General features: G+C 72.2%; 19 protein-coding genes. 11 read left to right on the top strand and 8 right to left on the bottom strand.

The annotated features are described in order from the left end of the window. Positions 1 to 78 precede the first annotated feature (78 nt). Positions 79 to 1,887, bottom strand: coding sequence for an ABC transporter ATP-binding protein (locus tag BKA18_RS19845; protein WP_429638446.1), 1,809 nt, complete (start codon positions 1,885 to 1,887; stop codon positions 79 to 81). 638 nt (positions 1,888 to 2,525) lie between these two features. Beyond that, a complete protein-coding gene (locus BKA18_RS19840; protein ID WP_366044058.1) occupies positions 2,526 to 4,007 on the bottom strand; it encodes an MFS transporter in 1,482 nt (493 codons plus the stop codon). A gap of 268 nt (positions 4,008 to 4,275) precedes the next feature. Between BKA18_RS19840 and BKA18_RS19835 the strand changes: the two genes are divergently transcribed. Together BKA18_RS19835 and BKA18_RS19830 are read left to right on the top strand one after the other, a co-directional pair. Continuing rightward, the gene (locus BKA18_RS19835; RefSeq protein ID WP_366044057.1) at positions 4,276 to 5,289 is read left to right on the top strand and encodes an Lrp/AsnC family transcriptional regulator; all 1,014 of its coding nucleotides are present in this window, start codon (positions 4,276 to 4,278) and stop codon (positions 5,287 to 5,289) included. Between the two features lie 275 nt (positions 5,290 to 5,564). Beyond that, a complete protein-coding gene (locus tag BKA18_RS19830) occupies positions 5,565 to 6,062 on the top strand; it encodes a GNAT family N-acetyltransferase (RefSeq protein WP_366044056.1) in 498 nt (165 codons plus the stop codon). An 87-nt stretch (positions 6,063 to 6,149) separates the two neighbouring features. On the opposite strand, the gene BKA18_RS19825 is transcribed toward BKA18_RS19830, so the two are convergent. Beyond that, positions 6,150 to 7,046, bottom strand: a complete 897-nt coding sequence (locus BKA18_RS19825; protein WP_366044055.1) for an MBL fold metallo-hydrolase — start codon at positions 7,044 to 7,046, stop codon at positions 6,150 to 6,152. 328 nt (positions 7,047 to 7,374) lie between these two features. Between BKA18_RS19825 and BKA18_RS19820 the strand changes: the two genes are divergently transcribed. From BKA18_RS19820 to BKA18_RS19810, 3 genes are all read left to right on the top strand, one after another. Next, complete coding sequence (locus tag BKA18_RS19820; protein ID WP_366044054.1) at positions 7,375 to 7,581, top strand: hypothetical protein; 207 nt, start codon at positions 7,375 to 7,377, stop codon at positions 7,579 to 7,581. Then, positions 7,568 to 8,998, top strand: a complete 1,431-nt coding sequence (locus BKA18_RS19815; RefSeq protein ID WP_366044053.1) for an amidase — start codon at positions 7,568 to 7,570, stop codon at positions 8,996 to 8,998. Before BKA18_RS19820 ends, BKA18_RS19815 begins: the two co-directional genes overlap by 14 nt. A 117-nt stretch (positions 8,999 to 9,115) precedes the next feature. Continuing rightward, positions 9,116 to 9,688: a TetR/AcrR family transcriptional regulator gene (locus BKA18_RS19810; protein WP_366044052.1), complete on the top strand. Its 573-nt coding sequence runs from the start codon at positions 9,116 to 9,118 to the stop codon at positions 9,686 to 9,688. Positions 9,689 to 9,790: 102 nt separating this feature from the next. Here the strand turns inward: BKA18_RS19810 and BKA18_RS19805 are convergent, their stop codons facing one another. Then, entirely contained in the window at positions 9,791 to 10,495 is a 705-nt protein-coding gene (locus BKA18_RS19805) for a chitin-binding protein (RefSeq protein ID WP_366044051.1), read from the bottom strand. A 237-nt stretch (positions 10,496 to 10,732) separates the two neighbouring features. Between BKA18_RS19805 and BKA18_RS19800 the strand changes: the two genes are divergently transcribed. After that, positions 10,733 to 11,290 carry an HAD domain-containing protein gene (locus tag BKA18_RS19800; protein WP_366044050.1) on the top strand — a complete coding sequence of 186 codons (558 nt, stop codon included), beginning with the start codon at positions 10,733 to 10,735 and terminating at the stop codon, positions 11,288 to 11,290. 57 nt (positions 11,291 to 11,347) lie between these two features. Here BKA18_RS19800 and BKA18_RS19795 read toward each other — a convergent pair whose 3' ends face one another. The 3 genes from BKA18_RS19795 to BKA18_RS19785 form a co-directional block, all read right to left on the bottom strand. Further along, positions 11,348 to 13,591 carry a family 2 encapsulin nanocompartment cargo protein terpene cyclase gene (locus BKA18_RS19795; RefSeq protein ID WP_366044049.1) on the bottom strand — a complete coding sequence of 748 codons (2,244 nt, stop codon included), beginning with the start codon at positions 13,589 to 13,591 and terminating at the stop codon, positions 11,348 to 11,350. A gap of 158 nt (positions 13,592 to 13,749) precedes the next feature. Continuing rightward, positions 13,750 to 14,598, bottom strand: a complete 849-nt coding sequence (locus BKA18_RS19790) for an ATP-grasp domain-containing protein (RefSeq protein WP_366044048.1) — start codon at positions 14,596 to 14,598, stop codon at positions 13,750 to 13,752. Next, positions 14,595 to 15,563, bottom strand: a complete 969-nt coding sequence (locus tag BKA18_RS19785) for an ATP-grasp domain-containing protein (protein WP_366044047.1) — start codon at positions 15,561 to 15,563, stop codon at positions 14,595 to 14,597. Before BKA18_RS19785 ends, BKA18_RS19790 begins: the two co-directional genes overlap by 4 nt. 261 nt (positions 15,564 to 15,824) lie before the next feature. Between BKA18_RS19785 and BKA18_RS19780 the strand changes: the two genes are divergently transcribed. The 4 genes from BKA18_RS19780 to BKA18_RS19765 all read left to right on the top strand — a co-directional run bounded on the left by BKA18_RS19780 (position 15,825) and on the right by BKA18_RS19765 (position 19,612). Continuing rightward, a complete protein-coding gene (locus tag BKA18_RS19780; RefSeq protein ID WP_366044046.1) occupies positions 15,825 to 16,334 on the top strand; it encodes an Lrp/AsnC family transcriptional regulator in 510 nt (169 codons plus the stop codon). 122 nt (positions 16,335 to 16,456) lie between these two features. After that, positions 16,457 to 17,272 carry a dimethylargininase gene (ddaH, locus tag BKA18_RS19775; RefSeq protein WP_234371700.1) on the top strand — a complete coding sequence of 272 codons (816 nt, stop codon included), beginning with the start codon at positions 16,457 to 16,459 and terminating at the stop codon, positions 17,270 to 17,272. Then, complete coding sequence (gene rocD, locus BKA18_RS19770) at positions 17,272 to 18,507, top strand: ornithine--oxo-acid transaminase (protein WP_366044045.1); 1,236 nt, start codon at positions 17,272 to 17,274, stop codon at positions 18,505 to 18,507. The genes ddaH and rocD overlap by 1 nt, the downstream gene beginning before the upstream one ends. 367 nt (positions 18,508 to 18,874) lie before the next feature. After that, positions 18,875 to 19,612, top strand: coding sequence for a class I SAM-dependent methyltransferase (locus BKA18_RS19765; RefSeq protein ID WP_366044044.1), 738 nt, complete (start codon positions 18,875 to 18,877; stop codon positions 19,610 to 19,612). Between the two features lie 30 nt (positions 19,613 to 19,642). Here BKA18_RS19765 and BKA18_RS19760 read toward each other — a convergent pair whose 3' ends face one another. Beyond that, positions 19,643 to 20,242: a TetR/AcrR family transcriptional regulator gene (locus BKA18_RS19760; protein WP_366044043.1), complete on the bottom strand. Its 600-nt coding sequence runs from the start codon at positions 20,240 to 20,242 to the stop codon at positions 19,643 to 19,645. Between the two features lie 99 nt (positions 20,243 to 20,341). Between BKA18_RS19760 and BKA18_RS19755 the strand changes: the two genes are divergently transcribed. Continuing rightward, entirely contained in the window at positions 20,342 to 20,800 is a 459-nt protein-coding gene (locus BKA18_RS19755) for a nuclear transport factor 2 family protein (protein WP_366044042.1), read from the top strand.

Here is a 20,800-nt window from a genome sequence, read left to right as displayed (position 1 = left end):
GGAGGGGGCAGGTGCCCTGTGCGTCCCGGCGCACGCGTCGTCTGCGGCGGCGGCTGCCTGCTGTGGGACCCGCGCCCGTCACCGCGGCCTTCGGTTGCCGTCGGCGACCGGCCGCACGGGGGGTGAGGTGTGGACGGCGCCGTTGTGGGACGGCGGGTGGGTGTGGAAGAGCGTGGCGTACAGGCCGCGGTGGGCGAGGAGTTGGGCGTGGGTGCCGGACTCCACCAGGCGTCCCCGGTCCAGGACCAGGATGCGGTCGGCGTCCGCGGCGAGGTCCAGATCGTGCGTGATCACGATGGTGGTGCGGCCCGCGGCGAGGCGCCGTAGTGGCCCGAGGATGCGCTGGGTGGCCAACGTGTCCAGGCCGGTGGTGGGCTCGTCGAGGATGAGCACGGGGGCGTCGCGCAGCATGGCCCGGGCGATCGCGACGCGCTGTAGTTGACCGCCGGAGAGCCGGGAGGTGCCGGGGGCGATGACGGTGTCATAGCCGTCGGGGAGGGCCGCGATGAACACCTCGGCGTCGGCCGCCCGGGCGGCGCGGACGACATCACCGTGGGTCACGTTGTCGCGCCCGCAGGCGATGTTCTCCTCCACGGTGTCGTGCAGGACGAGGGTCTCCTGGGGCAGCAGCGTGATGTTGCGGCGGAGCTGGGCGAGCGGCAGCCGGTTCACGGGGATGCCGTCGAGCCGGATGCTGCCGGCGTCCGGGTCGTAGAACCGCAGCAGCAGGGCGGCGAGCGTCGACTTGCCCGCGCCGCTGGGGCCGGTGATGACCACCAGTTCCCCGGGCACCGCGCTGAACGAGAAGTCCTTCAGGACCTCCTCCGTACTGCCGGGATAGCGGAAGTGCACCCGGCACGCTTCGACGGCGCCGACCGCGCGGCTCGGCGCCCGGACGACGACGGCGGGGTCCGGGTCGGTGACGGCGGGCCGGGCGTCGAGGATCTCCAGCAGCCGCTCGGATCCGGCGGTCGCTTCGGTGACCGTCAGCCCCAGCTGGCCGAGGTCGCGGATCGGCGGGTAGAGATAGCCGACGAAGGCGGCGAAGGCCAGCAGCTGCCCGAGCGTCATCCGCCCCGCGGAGATCTCCCACGCCCCCAGGCCGATGATCGCCAGGACGCAGAGCGTTTCGAGGACCTCGACGATCTGCTCGTACAGCTCGTTGAGGCGGGCGCTGGTCACCGAGGCCCGCAGCCAGCTTCGGGCCTCGCGGCGCAGCCGCTCCTGCTCGTCGCGCTGCCGGTTGTAGGCCTGCGTCAGGACGACGTTGACCAGGCCTTCCTCGACCACCGAGGTGATGGCGCCGTCCGCCGCGCGCTCCCGGCGGGACACCTCCTTGACCCGGCCGGTGAAACGGCGCGTGGCGATCCAGAAGAGCGGGGCCAGGGCGAAGGTGACCAGGGCCATGTCCCAGCGCAGCCAGAACGCGGCGCCGGCGTAGAAGATGACGCCGAAGGTGGCCGTGGCCGCCTGGACCAGACCGGTGACCACCAGCTGCTCGATGGCGTCCACGTCGCCGGTCAACCGCTCGACCAGGTCACCGCGGCGATTGCGCTGGAAGAAGTGCGGCGGCAGCTTTTGGAGATGGGCGAAGACCCGGGCCCGCAGCCGCATCACGAAGCGCTCGGCCGTCCAGGCAGCGAGCGAGTTGCCCAGATACCCCACCACCCCGCCGGCGACGGCCACGCCCAGCCACAGGGCGGCCGGTGCCCAGAAGGCGCTGACCGAGCCCTTCTGCAGAGCGTTGTCGGTGAGTTCGGCGAAGACCAGGATGGCCACGGTCTCCGCGAGCGCGGCGACGATGGCGCAGAGACAGACGAGGACGATCCAGCGCCGGTCGCCGCGGGTCAGCGGCCAGAAGCGCCGCACCGATTCCTTGAACCCCACCCGCCTCGTACGGATCGGGGCATCGGCCACCAGGCCGGCCCGAAGGACCCGGTCCCTACCGGTGTCCGGGGGCGGCTGGGCTGTGCGCCGTGGGCCTGCCGCAGGGAGTGGGGAGGCGGCGACGGGCTCCCTCGACAAGGACGAACCCCGTCCAACGGGCGGTGCTTCCGCGCCTCGTTGAGACGACGCCGCACGGCGCTCCGCGCGCCGGCGCGAGCTGCGGAGGTGCATGGTCGCTACTCACATCGTCGGTGCTCGGGCGAGTTGCCGGGACCGGGAGCGGCCCCTCAAACCAACGAGGCGGACCCGCGCGGAACGCGAGCCAGCCTCGGACTCAGGTTTTTGAGTCAGTAGCCACGACGCCTGCGCAGATACCTGCGTCCACGCCTCCGGCGACGCCGGCGGTTGTGGTCATGGTCGTAGTCGTGATCGTGGTCGTGATCGCGGTGACGCCTTCTCGGGAAGACATTCCGGAAGCTCATTCTCGCCTCCTAGGACTTTGTTCCTTTTTGTCGAACCGTTACCGGTGACGACAACTCCCAAGCTACGACGCTCACCTGTCTCCAACAACCCGATTTGCGTGAAAATTCAGACATACGCCAATATTCTTCGCAAACATCGCAAAGGGTGCTGGGTGGTCACTCTCCGGATACCGTGCCGTCCGCTCCGGCCGCCGGCCGCGGCGTACGCTCCGGCACCCGCGGCGTACGGGCCGCGGCGTGCAGGACGGCCGCGGCGAGGCCGGTGGCGGTGAGGAGGACGACGGCGGCCCGGAAGGCGTGCCGGGCGCCGTCCAGTACGGCGACGGCCGGGGCCGCCGGGGCGGCGGCCGCGGTGTGCAGGAAGACGGCGCCGAGCAGGGCGATGCCGAGGGTGCCGCCCAGTTGCTGGGCGGCGTTGAGCAGGCCGGCCGCCGAACCGGTCTCGTGCGGCCGGACCCGGTGCAGGGCGGTGGTGAAGAACGGGACCGCGAACAGGCCCTGCCCCAGGCCGCAGGCCGCCAGTGCCGCCAGGAGGGGCCACGGATACGAGGCGGCGAGCACGGTGCCGTAAGCGGCGAGGGCGGCCAGGGCACCGAGGAGCAGGGCGGCCAGCCCGGCGAACATCACCCGCGAGCCGTATCGGGGCACCAGTCTGCTGCCTGCGATCCAGGAGGAGATCGCCATGGCGACCGACCACGGCAGCAGCGAGAGACCGGCGGCCAGGACATCGGCGTGCGGCCCGAGTTGGAGCTGCAGCACGACCACCGTCAGCAGGCCGTTGACCACCGCGAAGAACAGCACCGAAGCGGCGAGCGCGGCGGGAAAGCCGCGGTCGCGGAAGAGCCCGGTCTCGACGAGCGCACTGCGGCCGCGCTTGGAGCGGCGGCGCTGGTGGAGCCCGAATCCGGCCAGGACCAGCAGGCCCGCGGCGAGGGTGCCCCAGGTCCCGGGCGATCCCGTGGCCGCACCGCTGGCGATGAGCGGCTGGACGATCAGCCCGGTGCCGCAGACCGCCAGGGCGGTGCCGGTGAGGTCGAGGCGCGGCCGCCGGGCGGAGCGGTCCTCGAGCAGGAGCCGGGCCGCCACCAGGACGCCGAGGGCCAAGGGGAGGTTGACGAGGAACGCCGCGCGCCAGGAGGAGCCGAGCACATCCGCGTGCGCCAACGCCCCGCCGAGGACGGGGCCGCAGACCGCCGCCAGACCCATCACCGGGCCGATGCTGCCCAGAGCCCTGGGCAGTTCCGCGCCGTGGAACATGCTGCGGATCAGGCCGATGGTCTGGGGGATGACGAGGGCGGCCGCGGCGCCCTGGGCGGCTCGTGCGGCGATCAGCAGCCCGGCCGAGGGGGCCAGCGCACAGAGCAGTGAGGCGAACGCGAACCCGGCGACCCCGAGCCGGAAGACCCGCCTGCGCCCGGCGATGTCGCCGAGCCGCCCGCCGGTGATCAGGAGGACGGCGAACGGCAGGGTGTAGGCGGCGCCGAACCACGGGAGGTCCCGGGCGGGCCCGCCGAGGTCGGCATGGATGACGGGCGCGATGACCGTGGTGACCGTGGAGTCGAGGAGATTCATCGCCTCGGCGGTCAGCAGCGTCGCCAGCGCGGCCCACCTGCGGGGATACGGCGCGGGCGGGGCCACAGACGGTGGTGCCAGGGGCGGTGGGGATGCGGGTGCGGGCGGTGAGGACGGGGACGGGGACGGCAGATTCTTCGGCATGGCGGCCCTTCAGCGCGGTCCCGGCGACGGGCACCGGTGTGCGCATGAGTGAGGAGTGGGGTGTTCACCGCGAGCGTGCGGGCCCCTACCGTCGGTGTTCCACCTGCGGAGCCGTGATCGCTGATCTTTTCCATGGGGAGGGGGATGGTGAAGAATTCGTCCGCTTCAGGACACTGCGAAGGGGGCGTTCGTGCTCGATGACGTCGACCGCGGTCTGATCCATGCGCTGCACCTCGACGGCCGGGCGCCCTTCAGCCGGATCGCCGCCGTGCTCGGTGTCTCGACGCAGACCGTGGCCCGCCGCTACCGGCGGCTGTGTGCCGACGCCGGGCTGCGGGTCGTCGGGCTCGCCGATCCGCACCGCGCGGGCCGGGCGCAGTGGCTGGTCCGGCTCACCGCCGCCCCGCACAGCGCCCAGGACCTCGCCGGTGCACTGGCCCGGCGCGCGGACACCTCGTGGGTGAAACTCGCCTCCGGCGGCACCGAGATCATCGCGATCGTGGACACCCCGGCCGGCGGCGCGGACGGGTACGGCCTGCTGCTGCACGACATTCCCCGTACGGCGGGCATCACCGCGGTCTCCGCGCACTGTCTGCTGCACACCTACCTCGGCGGGCCCACCGCCTGGCGCGGACGCACCGCCGTCCTCGACGACCGGCAGCGGCGCCAACTCTCGTCCCATGATGGGGACATGGGTGCTCCGCGGCCTGCCGGCGGGCCGCCGGCAGCCGAAGCCGATGGTGCGCTGCTGGCCGCGCTGCAGGCCGACGGGCGGGCCGGCCAGGCCGAGTTGGCCGCGGCCACCGGCTGGTCGCCGGCCACCGTCGCCCGCCGGCTGGCCGCGCTGCGGGCCGGCGGTGCGCTCTTCTTCGACGTCGAATTCGATGATGCGCTGTTCGGCGCCACCACCCAGGCGCTGTTGTGGATGACCGTCACGCCCGCGCACCTGGAGGAGGTCGCCACGGCGCTGGCCCAACACGACACCCTGGCCTTCGTCGCCGCCACCACGGGCCGCACCAATGTGGTCGCACACGCCCTGTGCCCCGACCCGGCAGCCCTGCACCACTACCTCACCCACCGCCTAGGCGCCCTGGACGCGATCCACACCCTGGAGACCGCGCCCGTGCTGCGTACCGTCAAGGGCGCCGGGCCGGTCGCTCGCGCGGCCCCGGCGCCCCGGCGAAGCCCTCAGCGGCGCCGCTGACGGGGGGCGTGAGTGGCGCCGCGAGGTGCGTCGGCTGGTCGACTGAACGGTCTCCAGCCTGCCGCCCCCCGCCTGCGAGTTGTGAGCGGGGGCTGCGAGCTGGAGAGGGCGGCGGCGCCGGGGCGCGAACCGGCAGTGGGGAGCTGTGAGTTGGAGGTAGGAGCCCCGGCGCGAACCGGGGGCTACGGCCGGTCTGTTGGATCTTGGCTCAGAGGAGGTCTGCTGCGATGTGCAGAGCCTCTCGGTAGATGCGGGCGTCTTATAACCTCCGCCTCATGAGTTGGCTGCCCGACGACTTCGTCCACCCCGTGTACGTGCCCGTGCCCCACACCGCGCTTCATCTGCGGCCGATCCGGGAGGCGGACACCGCGCTCGACTACCCGGCCGTGATGGGCTCCCGAGAGCGCTTGTGGGAGATCTTCGGCCCGGCCTGGGCTTGGCCCAAGGAAACGATGACCTATGAAGAGGACCGCGTCGACTTGCTGCGGCACGAGAAGGAGATAGCAGAGCACAAGTCGTTCAACTACGCGCTGCTGGACGAGGAGGAGACGGCGATCCTCGGCTGCGTCTACATCGATCCGCCCGAGCGCACCGGCTCCGACGGAGAGGTCTCCTGGTGGGTGGTGGACGACCTCGCCGGCGGTGAGAGGGAGCGCGCGCTCGACGCGCTGGTGCCGCAGTGGATCGCCGCCGACTGGCCTTTCCAGCAGCCCCGTTATCTGGGCCGCGACATCACCTGGCAGGACTGGCTCGCGCTGCCGCGCGCCTCGTGACCCGTCCGCGGCGGTGCCTGGATCGTGCCTCTTCCTCTGGACCAAGTGATCCAGTGAGCAGGCCCCAGGCGCGGCCGCGGGGCACAGCTACTCCGGAGCCACGGACAACAGCCGGTAGCCGTCGCCCTCCGGGATCACCCGTCCCGCCGTGGGCGGCGGGAAGTGGCTGCCCAGGAGCAGGGTGTCCGTATCGGCGAGCGAGGTGAGCAGGGCGCGGCGGGTGTGCTCGGCCTGTACGGGGTCGACGTCGACGCAGCTGCCGATGCCGGGGCGCAGCAACTGGACCGGGTGGTGGATGCAGTCCCCGGTGATCAGGGCCGTCTGTCCGGCGCTGCGCAGCTCCACGGCGACCTGGCCGGGTGTATGCCCGGGGGTGGGCAGCAGACGCACGCCGAGGGCGATGTCGGTGCCCTCGGCGGGGACCTCGACGAGGTCGAGCAGTCCGGCGTCGCGGATCGGGTGCACCGAGTCCCGGAACATCTGGCGGCGGGCCTCGTCCATCTCGACCCCGGCCCAGTGGTCCCACTCCGCGCGGGAGGTCAGATAGCGGGCGCGGGGGAAGGTGGGAACCCAACTCCCTTGGTCGGCACGGGTGTTCCAGCCGACGTGGTCGGTGTGCAGATGGGTGAGCACGACCAGGTCCACCGTCTCCGGGGCGAATCCGGCCGCGGTCAGCCGCTGGAGGTAGTCGGTGTCGAGGTCGTGCCAGGCGGGGTTGGCCCGGGGTTTGCCGTTGCCGATTCCGGTGTCGATGACGATGCGCAGGCCCTGCACTTCCACGGCGAAACTGTGGCCGGCCAGGCGGAGGGCGCCGGCGTCGTCGGCGAAGTCCGGCCGGAGCCAAGGGGCTTGGGCCACCACCTCTGGGGTGGCGTCGGGCAGCAGCCAGCGTCCGGTCTGCGCGGGGAAGGCCACCTCGTCGATGCGGCGGACGGTGAGGTCGCCCACCGTCCAGGCGGGGGTGGTGTCACGGAAGGCGGGCATGGATCATCCTCTCACAGGCAAAAGCGAACCCTTTGCGTTAAGTCACGCTAGCCGCTATGCTGAGTTAACGCAAACAAATAGCTTTTACTGTTGTCGACGCGGCACCCGATGCGGCTGCCGCACCCCAACCCCCTCGCCCCCTCACCCCCTCGCGCTCCCCACCATGCCCCCTTCGCTCCGTTGTCGGCATGCGCGGACCGGGAAGAGATGCGCAGACCACGAAGGGATGCGCAGGACCACGCAGTGCCGGACCACACAGCGCCGGACCACGAAGTGCAGGACGACGCTGTGCAGGACCACACAGCGCCGGGATCACGAAAGGCCGTGCATGACCACCGCAGAACTCACCCCGCAGGAAAGCGCCCGCTGGGCGCTCCGCGCCGGACTCCCCCTGGGGGACGACCGCCTCGCCCCCGTGACCGACACGGCGAACCACATCCAGTCCGTCCTCGGCGTCCTGCGCGAGCTGGACTTCCGGCAGACACCCCCCGCCCCCGTCTACCAGGCAGGAGGGTCCGCCGGTGCAGCCGTATGAGTTGACGCTGGCCGGCGCGGCCGTGGCCATCCGGGCGGGAGAGCTCTCCCCCGTGGACCTGACCGAGTCGGTGCTCGGCCGGATCGGCGCGGTGGAGGACCGTCTGGGGGCGTACGTCACCCTCGCCGCGGACTCCGCGCGCCGGTCGGCCGTACGGGCGGAACGGGAGATCGCGGCGGGCCGCCACCGCGGCCCCCTGCACGGCATCCCGTTCGGGCTGAAGGACCTCATCGATGCCGCCGGGCTTCCCACGACGGCCAGTTCGCGGGTCGGGGCGCCGCACCCGCCGGCCACGGACAGCGCCGTGGCCGCCCGGCTGTCGGCCGCCGGTGCCGTCCTGCTGGGCAAGACCCACACCCATGAATTCGGCTACGGCCTGACGACACCGCAGACCCGCAATGCGCGGGACCACGGCCGTATCGCCGGCGGATCGAGCGGCGGCTCGGCCGTCGCGGTGGCCGCGGGAGCCGCCACCTTCGCCCTCGGCACGGACACCGGCGGCTCCATCCGGGTCCCCGCGGCGCTGAACGGCGTGGTGGGCCTCAAGCCCACCTACGGCCTGCTCCCGCTGCACGGCGTCACCTCGCTGTCGTGGTCGCTGGACCACATCGGCCCCCTGACCCGCACCGTCGAGGACGCCGCCCTGGTGCTCACCGCCCTGGCCGGCCACCAGGGCCCGCCCGGCACGGCGGCCGCCACAGCCCCCACCATCCGCAGCGGCCCTCCGGCCGCGCCCGGGGCGGACCTCCTGCCCCCGGAGAGCGCCGATCTGACGGGGCTGCGCATCGGCATCCCCCGTCAGCACTACTTCGAGCGGGTCGACCCCGGCGTGGAGGCCTCGGTACGGGCCGCCATCGACCAACTGCAGGCATGCGGCGCCGAGCTCATGGACATCGACATCCCGATGGCCCGCTACCTCCAGGCGACCCAGTGGGGGCTCATGGTGCCCGAGGCGACCGCCGCCCACGAACAGACGCTGCGCTCGGTGCCGGAGCTCTACGGCGAGGACGTCCGGGTCCTGCTGGAGGCCGGCGCACTCGTCCCGGCGGGCGACTATCTGCGCGCCCAGCGCTCCCGCGCCCTGATGCGCGAGGCCTGGACCGAGCTCTTCCAGCAGGTCGATGTGGTCGCCGCACCCAGCGTGCCGATGGCCGCCGTCAGGGCCGGAGAGGAGAGGGTGGAGTGGCCGGACGGCACGGTGGAGGCCGTCTCGGACGCCTACGTCAGGCTCTGCGCACCGGCCAACATCACCGGCATCCCCGCGCTGTCCCTGCCCGTCGGCCCGGATGGCACAGGGCTGCCGGCCGGCCTCCAGCTGATGGGCCGGCCCTTCGACGAGGCCACCGTGCTGCGGGTGGGCCGTGCCTACGAAACCGCGTCCGGCAGCGTCGGCGGACCGGTTCCGGTGGCCGCCTGATGCGCCCGCCCGGCCACCCGGCGTACGTGAAGCGCCACCCCCGCGGTGGGCCTCCGAGAGGCCCTCCCCCACTCCCCCTTGAAGCAACTCCTTCGCCTTAAGCCGTAAGGTGGAGCCATGAGCCCCAGGCCGATGACCCGCCCCGGGGGACGCAGCGCCCGCGTCCAGGAATCGGTGCACGCCGCCGTGCGTGCCCTTGAGGCCGAACAGGGCCGCGACGCGCTGACCGTGCCCCTGATCGCCGCCCGCGCCGGTGTCACCCCGTCGACGGTCTACCGCCGGTGGGGAGACCTCCAGGAGCTGCTGTCCGACGTGGCCGTCGAGCGCCTCCGCCCGGAGACGGAGCCCGCCGATCACGGAGCACTGCGCACCGACCTGGAGGCCTGGGCGGAGCAGTTCCTGGAGGAGATGTCCTCGCCCCCGGGCCGTGCGTACATCCGCGATGCGCTCGCCGGTGATCCGGACGGCAGCCATGCGGGTCAGTGCTCGGCCTACGCCGCCGAGCAGGTGGACATCATCCTCGCCCGCGCCGCCGATCGCGGCGAACAGGCCCCGGATGCCGAGGTGGTGATGGACCACATCGTGGCCCCGATGATGTACCGGCTCGTCTTCCGGCCGGGCCCGCTGGACGCGTCGTACGCCCACGGCCTGGTGGAGGCGACGCTGTCCAGCCTGATGCCACCCGGCTGACCGCAGGGCGCTAGGGGGTGACTCACCGATCTCCGTGGGCCTGCGACGCCTGGCACCGCAGGCTGATCCACGGAGATCGAACAGACACCCCCTGGGCCCGACTCACCCAGCGGACCGCCCGTGCCCCTGCCCGTGGACCTGCCCCTGTCCGCGCCCGTGGACCTGCTTATGTCCGTGGACCTGCCCCTGCCGCTGCCCCTGCGCACCGTCCGCCGCATGTGTGCCATCCGGGTCGTCCGGGTTCTGCGGGCTCTCCTGGTTGTCGGACGGCTCGGCGCTGTCGGACGGGTCGCCGTTGTCCGACGGGCCACTGTCCGACGGGTCGCCGTTGTCCGACGGGTCCCCGTTGTCGGACGGCTCGGCGCTCTCGGACGGGTCGGCGCTGTGCGAGGGGTCCGAGGTGTCGGACGGGTCGGCACTGTGGGACGGGTCCGGGTTGCCGGAGGGCTCGGGGCTGTCGGAGGGGTCGGGGTCATCGGAGGGCTCCGGTTCCCGCGGGCCGTCCGAGCTGAGCTGGAGGCTGCCGAACCGTGCGTTGCGCCAGTCGCGGCTGGGCACGACGGTGACCACGGAACCGGTGCAATCGCGGCCGTTGTACAGCACGAGGTCGGTGGGGGTGTCGTTGTCCACCGTGCCGTAGCCGTCCCCCACTCCGTAGCAATGGTCGTCGCCGGGATCGAGGATCTCGTGCATCCGGTTTTCCGGGCGGGTGTGGTACGTGATGACGCCGGTGACGGCCTGGGCGCCATGGGGGCTGAAGGCCACGAACGCCCCGGTGAGGGCCAGGGCGCCAAGGAAAGCGGTCATGCGTCGCACAGTCGGAACTCCTCGTCAGCCACGGGCGGCGGTCCGAACGGCCCGGGTCAGGCCCTTGCGGGATGTCGCCATGTGGGGTTCCCGACGCCCCATCAGGATATTCCCCTCATAAGGGATATTCACCGTGCAGCGGGACATGCCGGGAGGCGTCCGGCGGCTGACCGGCGTGGCTCCGCGGGCCGGGGAGCACACCGTACGGATACCGCGCGGAGCGGCTATCTTGCGGCGGTGACCGGTTCCGCGGCGCGCCCGCTGCTCTTCCTCGACGTCGACGGCCCGCTCCTCCCGTTCGGGGGAGCTCCGGAGGACCTCGCGGGCGGGCATCCGGCGTACCCGGCGGACCACCTGCCCCCGGGCGCCGGTGCGAACCCGCTGCTGGGCCGGATCAACCCCGCGCACGGGCCCAGGCTGGCGGCGCTGCCGTGCGAGCTGGTCTGGGCGACCACCTGGATGCACGAGGCGAACGAGTACCTCGCGCCGCTGCTCGGGCTGCCGGAACTGCCGGTGCTGAGCTGGCCGGAATCGTCCGCCGAGGAGGAGCGGGATGTGCGCGCCGGGCTGCACTGGAAGACCCGGGCGCTGGTCGACCGGGCGGCCGGGCGCGCCTTCGCCTGGGTCGACGACGAGATCAACGACCGGGACCGGGCCTGGGTGGCGGCACACCACGGCCCCCGGGCCCTGCTCCTCCGCGTCGATCCCCGGTGCGGCCTCACCGACGCGGACTTCGGCCTCCTGCACGACTGGTTGCGCAGAGCGGGAGGGGAGGGAGGGGCAGGAGGAACATGAGGGGCCGCGCAAGCCGGAACTGCCCCCGGCCCCGCGGCCCCAGCCCCGCCCCGCGCTCTACCCCACGCCCACCCCCACCGCCGACCGGAAGAGCCGCGCCGCCGACGTCCCCAGCCCGCTCGGTGCACCCAGCCGGCCCGGCGCCCCCGTCGGATGGCGCAGTTCGGACTCGATGTAGCGGCGGCAGCCCCGGTGCCAGGTGAGGATGCCGGCCATCCAGTTCTCCAGCTCGTGGACGTATCCGTCGAGTGCCTTGCGGGCCTCCGGCGAGAGGTCGAAGTCGTCGTAGACGACGGGGAGTTGATGGGCCGCGACGTGCCGGAACTCGTTCATGCGGGAGGTCATGAGGTCATTGATGATGTGCAGCGCGGTCGGGTAGTCGCAGTCGAAGAAGGTCTGGACGACCAGGATGCCGTTGTGGACCTCGCCCTCGTACTCGATCTCCTTCTGGTACGAGAAGACGTCGTTCATCAGGCAGGCGAAGTCGGCGGCGGAGTTCTCCAGTGAGCGCAGGGCGCCGGTGCGGTAGACCTCCGGCGGGACCCGCCGGCCGTGGCCGATGCGGCTCAGGCTCATGGTGAGGTCGGAGCCGAAGGTCGCCCGGCGCATCTCGATGTAGTCGACCGGGTCGGGGATCCGGTTCTGGATCTGGTTGTCGAGCTCCCAGAGCCAGCTGGCCGTCATCGTGTCGACGGTCTGCCGGAACGCCCGGCGCGCCTCGGGGGTCATCGGTTCCGCCGTACGGGACCACAGGTCCGCCAGCCCGCGTTCGAGGGCGTTGACCGGCTCCGGGGTGGGGGCCGCGGGGTCGAGGGGCATGAAGGACGACAGCCGCTCGGTGCACACCTTGGCGGCCGGCAGGTCGCGCGGCCGCCCGAAGACCTGCGGGTAGTAGTCGTCCGCATAGGTGCCCCAGGCCAGCCAGGCGGCACTGAGGTCCAGTTGTTCGGGGGTGGCGTCGGGGTGGATGCCGGCCGCGCACAGCGCCAGGTCGTGCCGGATCATCGCGGGCTCGTCCCAGACGTCGGACAGCGGCACGCCGGGCTGCGGCCGGAGGATGCCCATCCGGTGCGCCCACTCGACGACCCGGCGGCGGGCGCCCGCCAGATGCGGGCTGAGAGTGGTGGTGAACGGCATGTGGATATCGGGGATGCGGGACGGACCGACCTTCCGGTGCGGCACATGCGTGGTGCTGCGCAGACGGTGCGCACCGGCCGTGGCCAGGGCGCGCCGCAGATCCGCGGCCGAGGTGCCGAGTCCGCCGAGGGGGTACGGCGACCAGGCGGGCGAGGTGCGCGCCGCGGACCCGCCGCCGTTCATGTAGCGGCTGGAGCGCATGTGCCATTCATGGCCGCCGGACTGCCAGTCCTGGAGCCCCTTGGCGTACGCCAGCACGTCCGCGCAGGACTTGGGGTCCAGACCCTGCTCGGCGAAGAGCGTGGGGAGTTCCCCGACGACGGTGTTCTCGAACTGCTGCAACCGCGAGGTGATGAGGTCGTTGACGGAGTCCGCGGCCTCCTGGGTGGTGCACTGCAAGAAGGTCTCCAGCACCAGGACGCCGTTGCTCAGCTCGCCCTCGTCCTCCGTCTCCCGCTGGTAGGAGAAGAGGTCGTTGCGCAGATGGACACCGTCGGCGAAGGTGTCGCGCAGCACCCGCAGCGGCCGGGACCCGGCGACGGCGGCGGGGACCTCGGCGCCGGTCGCGTACTCCACCAGGCCCGCCGACCAGGGCGCACCACCGACCTTGCGGCGCATCTCGATGTACTCGACGGGGTTGGGCACCCGGTGGATGTCGATGTTGGACAGTTCCCAGAGCGACTCGTTGAGCAGATGCTCGGTGCTCTCGGCGAACCGCCGCCGCCAGTCCATGGACATGTGCGGCACGGTGCGCGCCCACAGGTCGGCCAGCCCCGCCTCGACGGGGTTGACCGGCTCGGGCACGGGCGCGGTCAGGTCCATCGGCATGAAGGCCGGCAGCCGGTCGAGGTAGGCCTTGCCGCCCTCCCGGTCCAGCGTCCGCTTGAACTTCTCCAGGAAGTGGTCGTCGAAGAAGAAGACCCAGACGTACCAGTCGGTCACCAGCGAGAGGGCGTCGGCATCACAGTCCGGGTGGGTGTAGGAACACAGCAGGGCGTAGTCGTGGGCATCGAGGTCCGGCTGCTCCCAGATGCCGGAGCCCTCCAGCATTCCCATGCTGCGCGCCCATGTCCTGGAGTGCGTACGGGCCGCCTCCAGATGCGGGTTCAGCCGCGCCGGATGGGGCGTGTAGAAGGTGGGCAATTCGAATGGCTGCTGCGACACCGTTGCTGGCCTCTTCCCCTGTGTACGGAAGGGCGGCGCGCCGAGCCACGCCCCCCTTGAACGGGGGCAGCGCTACCCCGGTGGTCGGCGGCTTAGGCCTTATGGAGGAGGAGCTTCCGCCTCCACGCCGCTTCGGTTCGGACTGCGCTGAACTGGGCTTATTTCTGGCTGACTTCTGGCAGCTTTGTTTCGCCTGTGGCGGGCGTCCGGCCGTTCGCCGCCGTCCGCAGGGCGAGTTCCGCGAGCGCCTCCGGGGCGCCGGCCTGGCCGCGGATGCCGGGGAAGGCATTGATGTCCACGAGCAGCGGCGCGCCGCCGCCGGCGTCGAGGACGTCCACGCCGTAGACCTCCAGGCCGAAGACCTCGCCGGCCCGCAGCGCGGCGTCCCGCCAGCTCGCGGGCAGTTCGCCGGCCGGCAGCGACCGGGTCGGTCCGCGGCCGCCCGGGGCCAGCTCCGAGCGGCGCAGCCCGGCGAAGAGCCGGCCGTCGACCACCCACAGCTTGTGGTCCCAGCCGCTGTTCGCGGTGAACTCCTGGACGACCACCGGCTCGGTCGCCCAGTCCGCGGCCAACTCCCGCAGCCGGGCGGCGCTGTCGGCACGGGCCACCAGGTCGTGGCGCCGGCTGAACCGGCTCTTGAGCACCAGCGGAGTGGCCGGTTCGCCGGCCGCCGCCAGCCGGCCGACCGTGGTCAACGCGGTGGTGGCGGCGAACGGCAGCCCGGCCGCGCGCGCCACGTCGGCCATCGCGACGCGGTCCTGGCAGCGCGCGGTGGCCGCCGCGGAGTTGAGCACCGGGGCGCCGTGCTCCTCCAGGAAGGCGGCGAGCGCCAGCGCCCGCGGGGTCCGCGCCTTGAGCAGATAGACGTCGGCGAGCGGGAAGAGGCCGGGGCCGGCGGTGGCACTGCCCGGGTCCAGGGAGACGACCTCGTGCTCCGGGGCCAGCAGCGCGGTGACGGCGGCCAGCAGCGGATGGCCGGGGTCGGCGGTGAGCAGACAGACCCTCATCGGCCGCCGCCGAGGGGCGCGGTGGGCCGGGCGGGGCGCGGGAGAGGGGTCACGGAGCGCGTCGTGGCGGCCCCCGCCTTCGGCTGCCCCGTCGCCCGTCCGGCCTCCGGCATGGCCACCCGGCCGGCCGCCGGAGCCGCGTCCCGCCCGCTCGTCCCGCGCCGGGCGAGCTCCAGTACGGCGGCCGACACCCGGGCGACCGCGTCCGGCACCTGACGGAAGCTGGGAAAGTCGTTGATGTCGACGACCACCGGGCCGTCGGGCCCGAGCAGGATGTCGACGCCGTAGAGGTCGAGGCCGAAGACCTCGCCGATCCGGGCGGCGATCCGGGCGACCTCGGCGGTGAGCGGCACCTGACGTTCGCGTACGTCGTGCGCGGGGTGCAGGGGCGAGCACCGCTCGGTCGCGTACAGCTCACCGGCGACGCTGTAGACCTTCAGATCCGTACCGGAGTTGGGGACGTAGGGCTGGGCGATGAGCAGTCCGCCCCCGTCGCCCGGGGCCACGGGTTCCCGCAGCCGGTCCGGCGTCGCCACCAGCCGGACCGCGCGCCCGGAGCTGCCGTCCGCGGGCTTGACCACGAGCGGGAACTCCGCCTCGGGTATCTCCGCGAGCTCCTCGGGCCGGGCCGCCGCATACGTCACGGGGACGGGCAGCCCCGTACCGCGGGCGATCACCGCGGCCAGCGCCTTGTCGCGCACCCCGCGGATCGCCCGGACATCGTTCACCGTCGTCAGCCCGGCGGACGCCGCGGCCTCCAGCAGGGTCAGGCCCGGGCCGCCGGAGACGGTCTTGAGCACCCACGCGTCATGGCTGCCCGCCTGTATCGCATCGGACAGGGATATCAGCGAGCGGCCGGGCCACCGCACGTCCACCTGGTGGCCCCAGGCGCCGAGTTGGCGGATCACATCCAGCGGCATGCCGTCGTGGCGGTACTGCTCCTCCACCAGGAAGCAGAGTCTCATGGGGCACCCTCGTCATCGCCGCACGTCCCGTCCACCGTCCGTCCGGCAGATCCATGACGTACCAGGGTCCCATGCGGGGATCAGGCAGCGCCGTGGGCCCACCGCAGCCGGCAACCGGGACCGCGCGCGGGCGGCTGACCTCTTGGCGCACGTCGAGGCGGGCCGAGCGGCCCCGCGCGCCCGGTGTCGCTACCGTGAGGCGACCGCGACCGAGCGGCAGCAGGCAGGACGGAGCAGGACCGGGATGCAACGGGAGACCCAGTGACCAGCAAGGCCGCGCCCTTCGACGAGCTCGACCGCAAGATCATCGCGGCGCTGATCGACAACGGCCGGGCGAGCTTCTCGGAGATCGGTGGCGCGATCGGACTGTCGGCCACCGCGGTGAAACGGCGGGTGGACCGGCTGCGGGAGAGCAAGGTGATCACGGGGTTCAGCGCCACCGTCCGGCCGTCCGCGCTGGGCTGGCTGACCGAGGCGTACGTCGAGGTGTACTGCGACAGCGCCGCCCCGCCCCGCCGGCTCGCCGAGGTCGTACGCAACCATCCGGAGATCGCCGCGGCGATGACCGTCACCGGGGGCGCCGATGCGCTGCTGCATGTGCGGGCGACCGATGTCGAGCACTTCGAGGAGGTACTCGAACGCATCCGGGCCGAACCGTTCATCCGCAAGACGATCAGCTACATGGTGCTGTCCCACCTGCTGCCGGAGAGCCCGGAGGCCGGCGCCCGCGGATCCTTCGAGCAGAGTGGCGCAGAAATCGTGCAGAAATAGCGGCTGACACGCAGTATTGCTGCGCCGATACGCAGCATTTGTTGCTTGTTGCCGGAATCCCTCGCTCCGTACCGTGGAAAACACGAGGTGACAACCCTTAACGGTCTGTCATGACAGGAGGGATGTCCGTGCTGACGAGTCGTGTGCCGCGCCCGCGGCGCTTTCTGGTGTGCGAACCCCGGCACTTCGATGTGCACTACGCCATCAACCCCTGGATGCGGACGGACGCACCGGTCGACACCGCGCTCGCCGCCCGCCAGTGGGAGGCCCTGATGTGCGCCTACCGCGCGCACGGACACACGGTGGAGACCGTGCCGCCGGTGCCCGGACTGCCGGACATGGTGTTCGCGGCGAATTCGGCGCTGGTCCTGGCGGGGCGGGTCTTCGGCTCGCTCTTCCACGCCCCGCAGCGGCGGCCGGAGTCCACCGCCTACGAGACGTGGTTCAAGGCCGCCGGCTTCGACGTCTACCGGCCCGAGTCGGTGTGCGAGGGCGAGGGCGATCTGGTCCCGGCGGGCCCGTATGTGCTGGCCGGCACCGGCTTCCGCACGACGCGCGCCGCCCACCAGGAGGTACAGGAATATTTCGGGGTGCCGACCATCAGCCTCCAGCTGGTGGACCCGCACTTCTACCACCTCGACACCGCACTCTTCGTGCTCGACGAGGAGAACATCGCGTACTACCCGGAGGCGTTCTCACCCGGCTGCCGCGAGGTGCTCGCCCGGCTCTTTCCCCGTGCCGTGCTCGCCACCCGGGCCGACGCCATGGCCTTCGGGCTCAACTCCGTCTCCGACGGCCGCCATGTGTTCATCGCCCCCCAGGCGACCGGCCTCATCGGCCGGCTCACCGCCGAGGGCTACGTCCCCGTCCCCGTCGACCTGTCCGAGTTCCACAAGGCCGGCGGTGGCATCAAGTGCTGCACCCAGGAGATCCGCTGATGACCGCTCCCACTCGCATTGCCCCGGTGCTCGCTCCCCGTTCGTCCGCGGAACTGATCCAGGCCGAGGGCCCGGTTCTCGCGCACAACTACCACCCGCTGCCCGTGGTGGTCGCGCGCGCGGAGGGCGTCTGGGTCGAGGACGTCGAGGGGAACCGCTACCTCGACATGCTGGCCGGCTACTCGGCGCTCAACTTCGGCCACCGGCACCCGGCGCTGATCGAGGCCGCCCACCGCCAGCTGGATCAACTCACCCTCACCTCCCGCGCGTTCCACAACGACCGGCTCGCCGGCTTCGCCGAGGGCCTCGCCGAACTGACCGGCCTGGACATGGTGCTGCCGATGAACACCGGCGCCGAGGCGGTGGAGAGCGGCATCAAGGTCGCCCGCAAGTGGGCGTACGACGTCAAGGGCGTCCCGGCGGACCGGGCGACGATCGTGGTGGCCGGCGGCAACTTCCACGGCCGGACGACCACCATCGTCGGCTTCTCCGACGACGACGAGGCCCGCGCCGGCTTCGGCCCCTTCGCCCCCGGCTTCCGCACCGTCCCCTACAACGACCTGGCCGCGCTCGAAGCGGCCCTGGACGAGACCACGGCCGCGGTGCTGATCGAGCCCATCCAGGGCGAGGCCGGCGTCCTCATCCCCGACGACGGCTACCTCACCGGCGTCCGCGAACTGACCCGGCGCAACGGCTGCCTGTTCATCGCCGACGAGATCCAGTCCGGCCTGGGCCGCACCGGAAAGACCCTGGCCGTCGAGCACGAGTCCGTCGTCCCCGACGTGCTCCTCCTGGGCAAGGCCCTCGGCGGCGGCATCGTCCCGGTCTCCGCGGTCGTCGCCCGCCGCGAGGTGCTCGGCGTGCTCGGCCCCGGCCAGCACGGCTCGACCTTCGGCGGGAACCCCCTGGCGGCCGCCGTCGGTTCGGCCGTGATCGAACTGCTCGCCACCGGGGAGTTCCAGCGCCGCGCCACCGAGCTCGGCGCACAGCTGCGGAGCGGCCTGGCCGCACTGACCGGCAAGGGCATCACCGGCTTCCGCGCCCGCGGCCTGTGGGCGGGCGTGGACATCGACCCCGCCCTCGGCACCGGCCGGGAGATCAGCGAACGCCTGATGAAGGAAGGCATCCTGGTCAAGGACACCCACGGCTCGACGATCCGGCTGGCCCCGCCGCTGACCATCACGGCCGAAGAACTGGACGCGGCGCTCAACTCCCTGGCGCGGGTGCTGATCTAGGCGCCCCTGTCGTCCCTCTTCACTCCCGAGCCGCCGGGCTGCCCCGCACGACCGGGGCCCACCCGGCGGCTCGGCTCGGCTCGGCTCAGCACAGCTCGCTGAAAACCGTCCCCGGCGCGCCCGTAAACACCCCCGTGACGCCCCTGGAAGGCGCCCCGAACGGCTCCCCGCCCGGCCCATGGCGGGCTCCCTCCCCACCCTCCCGCACGCCCCTCACACGCCCGGCAACCGCCTCCCCTCCACCCCACCTGACCTGGTCTGATGCGGCGTTCCCGGCTACGCTCACCGCACCGGAAAGGCGGACCGGAAAGGCGGACCGCACGGACCGGCGAACGGGGACCACAGGGACCGGATTGAGGGGGACCACATGGACCGGAACATCCGCACCATCGAGGACGTACTCACCCTCCTGGACGGCTTGTTCGCCCCGGAGGCCGACCGCTGGAGCGCCGGCGGAGCCTCCTGGTGGGACGGCTTCTACGCGGACCGTTCGAAGCCGGTGCCGTTCTTCGTGGCGAAGCCCGACGAGAACCTGGTCTCCTGCCTGGACCGCGGAATGCTCACCCCGGGGCGCGCCCTCGACTTGGGCTGCGGCCCCGGCCGCAATGCGCTCCACCTCGCCGCCGCGGGCTTCGAGGTGGACGCGGTCGACCTCTCCCCGGCAGCCATCGCCTGGGCCCAGGACCGCGCCGCGGAAACGAAGGCCGAGGTCCGCTTCCTCTGCGGCGACGCCTTCACCCTCGCCGACACCGCACTCGCCGGCCCGTACGACCTGATCTACGACTCCGGCTGCTTCCACCATCTGCCACCGCACCGCCGCCTGAGCTACCTCGCCCTGCTCGACCGGTCCCTGGCCCTCGGCGGCCACCTCGCCCTCACCTGCTTCGCCGCCGGCGCGATGGGCTCCGAACTCGACGACCGCGAGTTCTACCGCCACTCCGGCCTCCAGGGCGGCCTCGCCTACACCCCGGACTCCCTGCGCGGCATCTTCTCCCACCTGACGGAGCTCGAACTCCGCCGCATGCACGACGAGCCCCCGCACTCCCCTCACTTCGGCGAGCCGTTCCTGTGGACCGCCGTCTTTCGGCGCGACGACGAGCGGTAGCTTTCCGCCGCCGTGCGCTCGACTCTCCGGTCACGGCTTGCGGCGGTTTCCTCCCGGTGCTGTTGCCGTCCGGGCAGCCGCCAGGAGGGCCTCAGCGGCGGTGCGGGCCTGTTGGGCGGCGGACGGGTTGCCGGTGATTGCGGCCGTGGTGATCGCACCGTCGACGAGGAGTGACAACTGGCCGCCCACGGCGGACGGTTCGGCGATCTCCGCGCCCCGGGCGAGGTCCGTCAGGTACGAGAGCAGGGCGCGCTTGTGGTCCCGGGCGGCGCGGGCGACGCCCTCCGAGGTCGCGCCCAGTTCGCCGAAGGAATTGATGAAGGCGCAGCCGCGGAAGTCCGGGGCGGTGAACCAGTCGTGCAGCCAGTCGAAGACCGCGAGCGGCCGGGCCTCAGGGGTGTCGGCGTGCTCGGTGACGTACGCGGCGAGGGCGGCGCGCCACCGGGTGTCGCGCCGGCGCAGATAGGCCTCGACGAGGTCGTGCTTGGCCGGGAAGCACTGGTAGAGGCGCTTGAGGGACACCCCGGCGGTGGTGCGGAGTTCGTCCATGCCGACGGACTGGATTCCGCGGTCGTAGAACAGCTTCTCCGCGGCGTCGAGTATCCGCGTACGGGCTTCGTCGTGATCCATGGCCCTTCCGGCACTTCCCAGGAGAACGGTCGTTCTCTATGCTAGCCGAACGAGAGAGAACGATCGTTCTCCGCAGGTTCGAGAGTAGGGAGATCCGCCATGGCGTCACGCCCCCCGTTCCCGCCGTTCGACGAGGCGAGCGCACGGCAGAAGGTGCAGGCCGCCGAGGACGCCTGGAACACGCGCGATCCCGAGCGGGTCGCCCTCGCGTACACCGAGGACTCGATCTGGCGGAACCGGGACACCTTCCTCGCCGGCCGCGCGGAGATCGTCGCCTTCCTCCGCCAGAAGTGGGCCCGCGAGCGGGACTACGCGCTGCGCAAGGAACTGTGGTCCTACAACGGCAACCGGATCGCGGTGCGCTTCCAGTACGAGTGCCATGACGCGGCCGGGCAGTGGTGGCGCAGCTACGGCAATGAGCTGTGGGAGTTCGACGAGGAGGGGCTGATGCGCCGCCGGGAAGCCGGCATCCACGATGTCGCGATCACGGAGGCGGAACGGCGGATCTTCGGACCACGACCGGAGGAGGAGAAGGGGCGGCCGCTTCCGTTCCGCTGA

The organism is Streptomyces auratus (assembly GCF_050433025.1).
GTDB lineage: Bacteria > Actinomycetota > Actinomycetes > Streptomycetales > Streptomycetaceae > Streptomyces > Streptomyces sioyaensis.
The sequence above is the reverse complement of the archived record's forward strand: the minus strand, read 5'-3'. Positions and strand labels throughout refer to the sequence as shown.

Excerpts from the sequence above, each read along its gene's own strand:
- BKA18_RS19830 (WP_366044056.1), top strand. The coding sequence starts at position 5,565 with ATGAGTTGGCTGCCCGACGACTTCGTCCACCCCGTGTACGTGCCCGTG.
- BKA18_RS19825 (WP_366044055.1), bottom strand. The coding sequence starts at position 7,046 with ATGCCCGCCTTCCGTGACACCACCCCCGCCTGGACGGTGGGCGACCTC.
- BKA18_RS19820 (WP_366044054.1), top strand. The coding sequence starts at position 7,375 with ATGACCACCGCAGAACTCACCCCGCAGGAAAGCGCCCGCTGGGCGCTC.
- BKA18_RS19810 (WP_366044052.1), top strand. The coding sequence starts at position 9,116 with ATGAGCCCCAGGCCGATGACCCGCCCCGGGGGACGCAGCGCCCGCGTC.
- BKA18_RS19805 (WP_366044051.1), bottom strand. The coding sequence starts at position 10,495 with ATGACCGCTTTCCTTGGCGCCCTGGCCCTCACCGGGGCGTTCGTGGCC.
- BKA18_RS19790 (WP_366044048.1), bottom strand. The coding sequence starts at position 14,598 with ATGAGGGTCTGTCTGCTCACCGCCGACCCCGGCCATCCGCTGCTGGCC.
- BKA18_RS19785 (WP_366044047.1), bottom strand. The coding sequence starts at position 15,563 with ATGAGACTCTGCTTCCTGGTGGAGGAGCAGTACCGCCACGACGGCATG.
- ddaH (WP_234371700.1), top strand. The coding sequence starts at position 16,457 with ATGTCCGTGCTGACGAGTCGTGTGCCGCGCCCGCGGCGCTTTCTGGTG.
- rocD (WP_366044045.1), top strand. The coding sequence starts at position 17,272 with ATGACCGCTCCCACTCGCATTGCCCCGGTGCTCGCTCCCCGTTCGTCC.
- BKA18_RS19765 (WP_366044044.1), top strand. The coding sequence starts at position 18,875 with ATGGACCGGAACATCCGCACCATCGAGGACGTACTCACCCTCCTGGAC.
- BKA18_RS19760 (WP_366044043.1), bottom strand. The coding sequence starts at position 20,242 with ATGGATCACGACGAAGCCCGTACGCGGATACTCGACGCCGCGGAGAAG.
- BKA18_RS19755 (WP_366044042.1), top strand. The coding sequence starts at position 20,342 with ATGGCGTCACGCCCCCCGTTCCCGCCGTTCGACGAGGCGAGCGCACGG.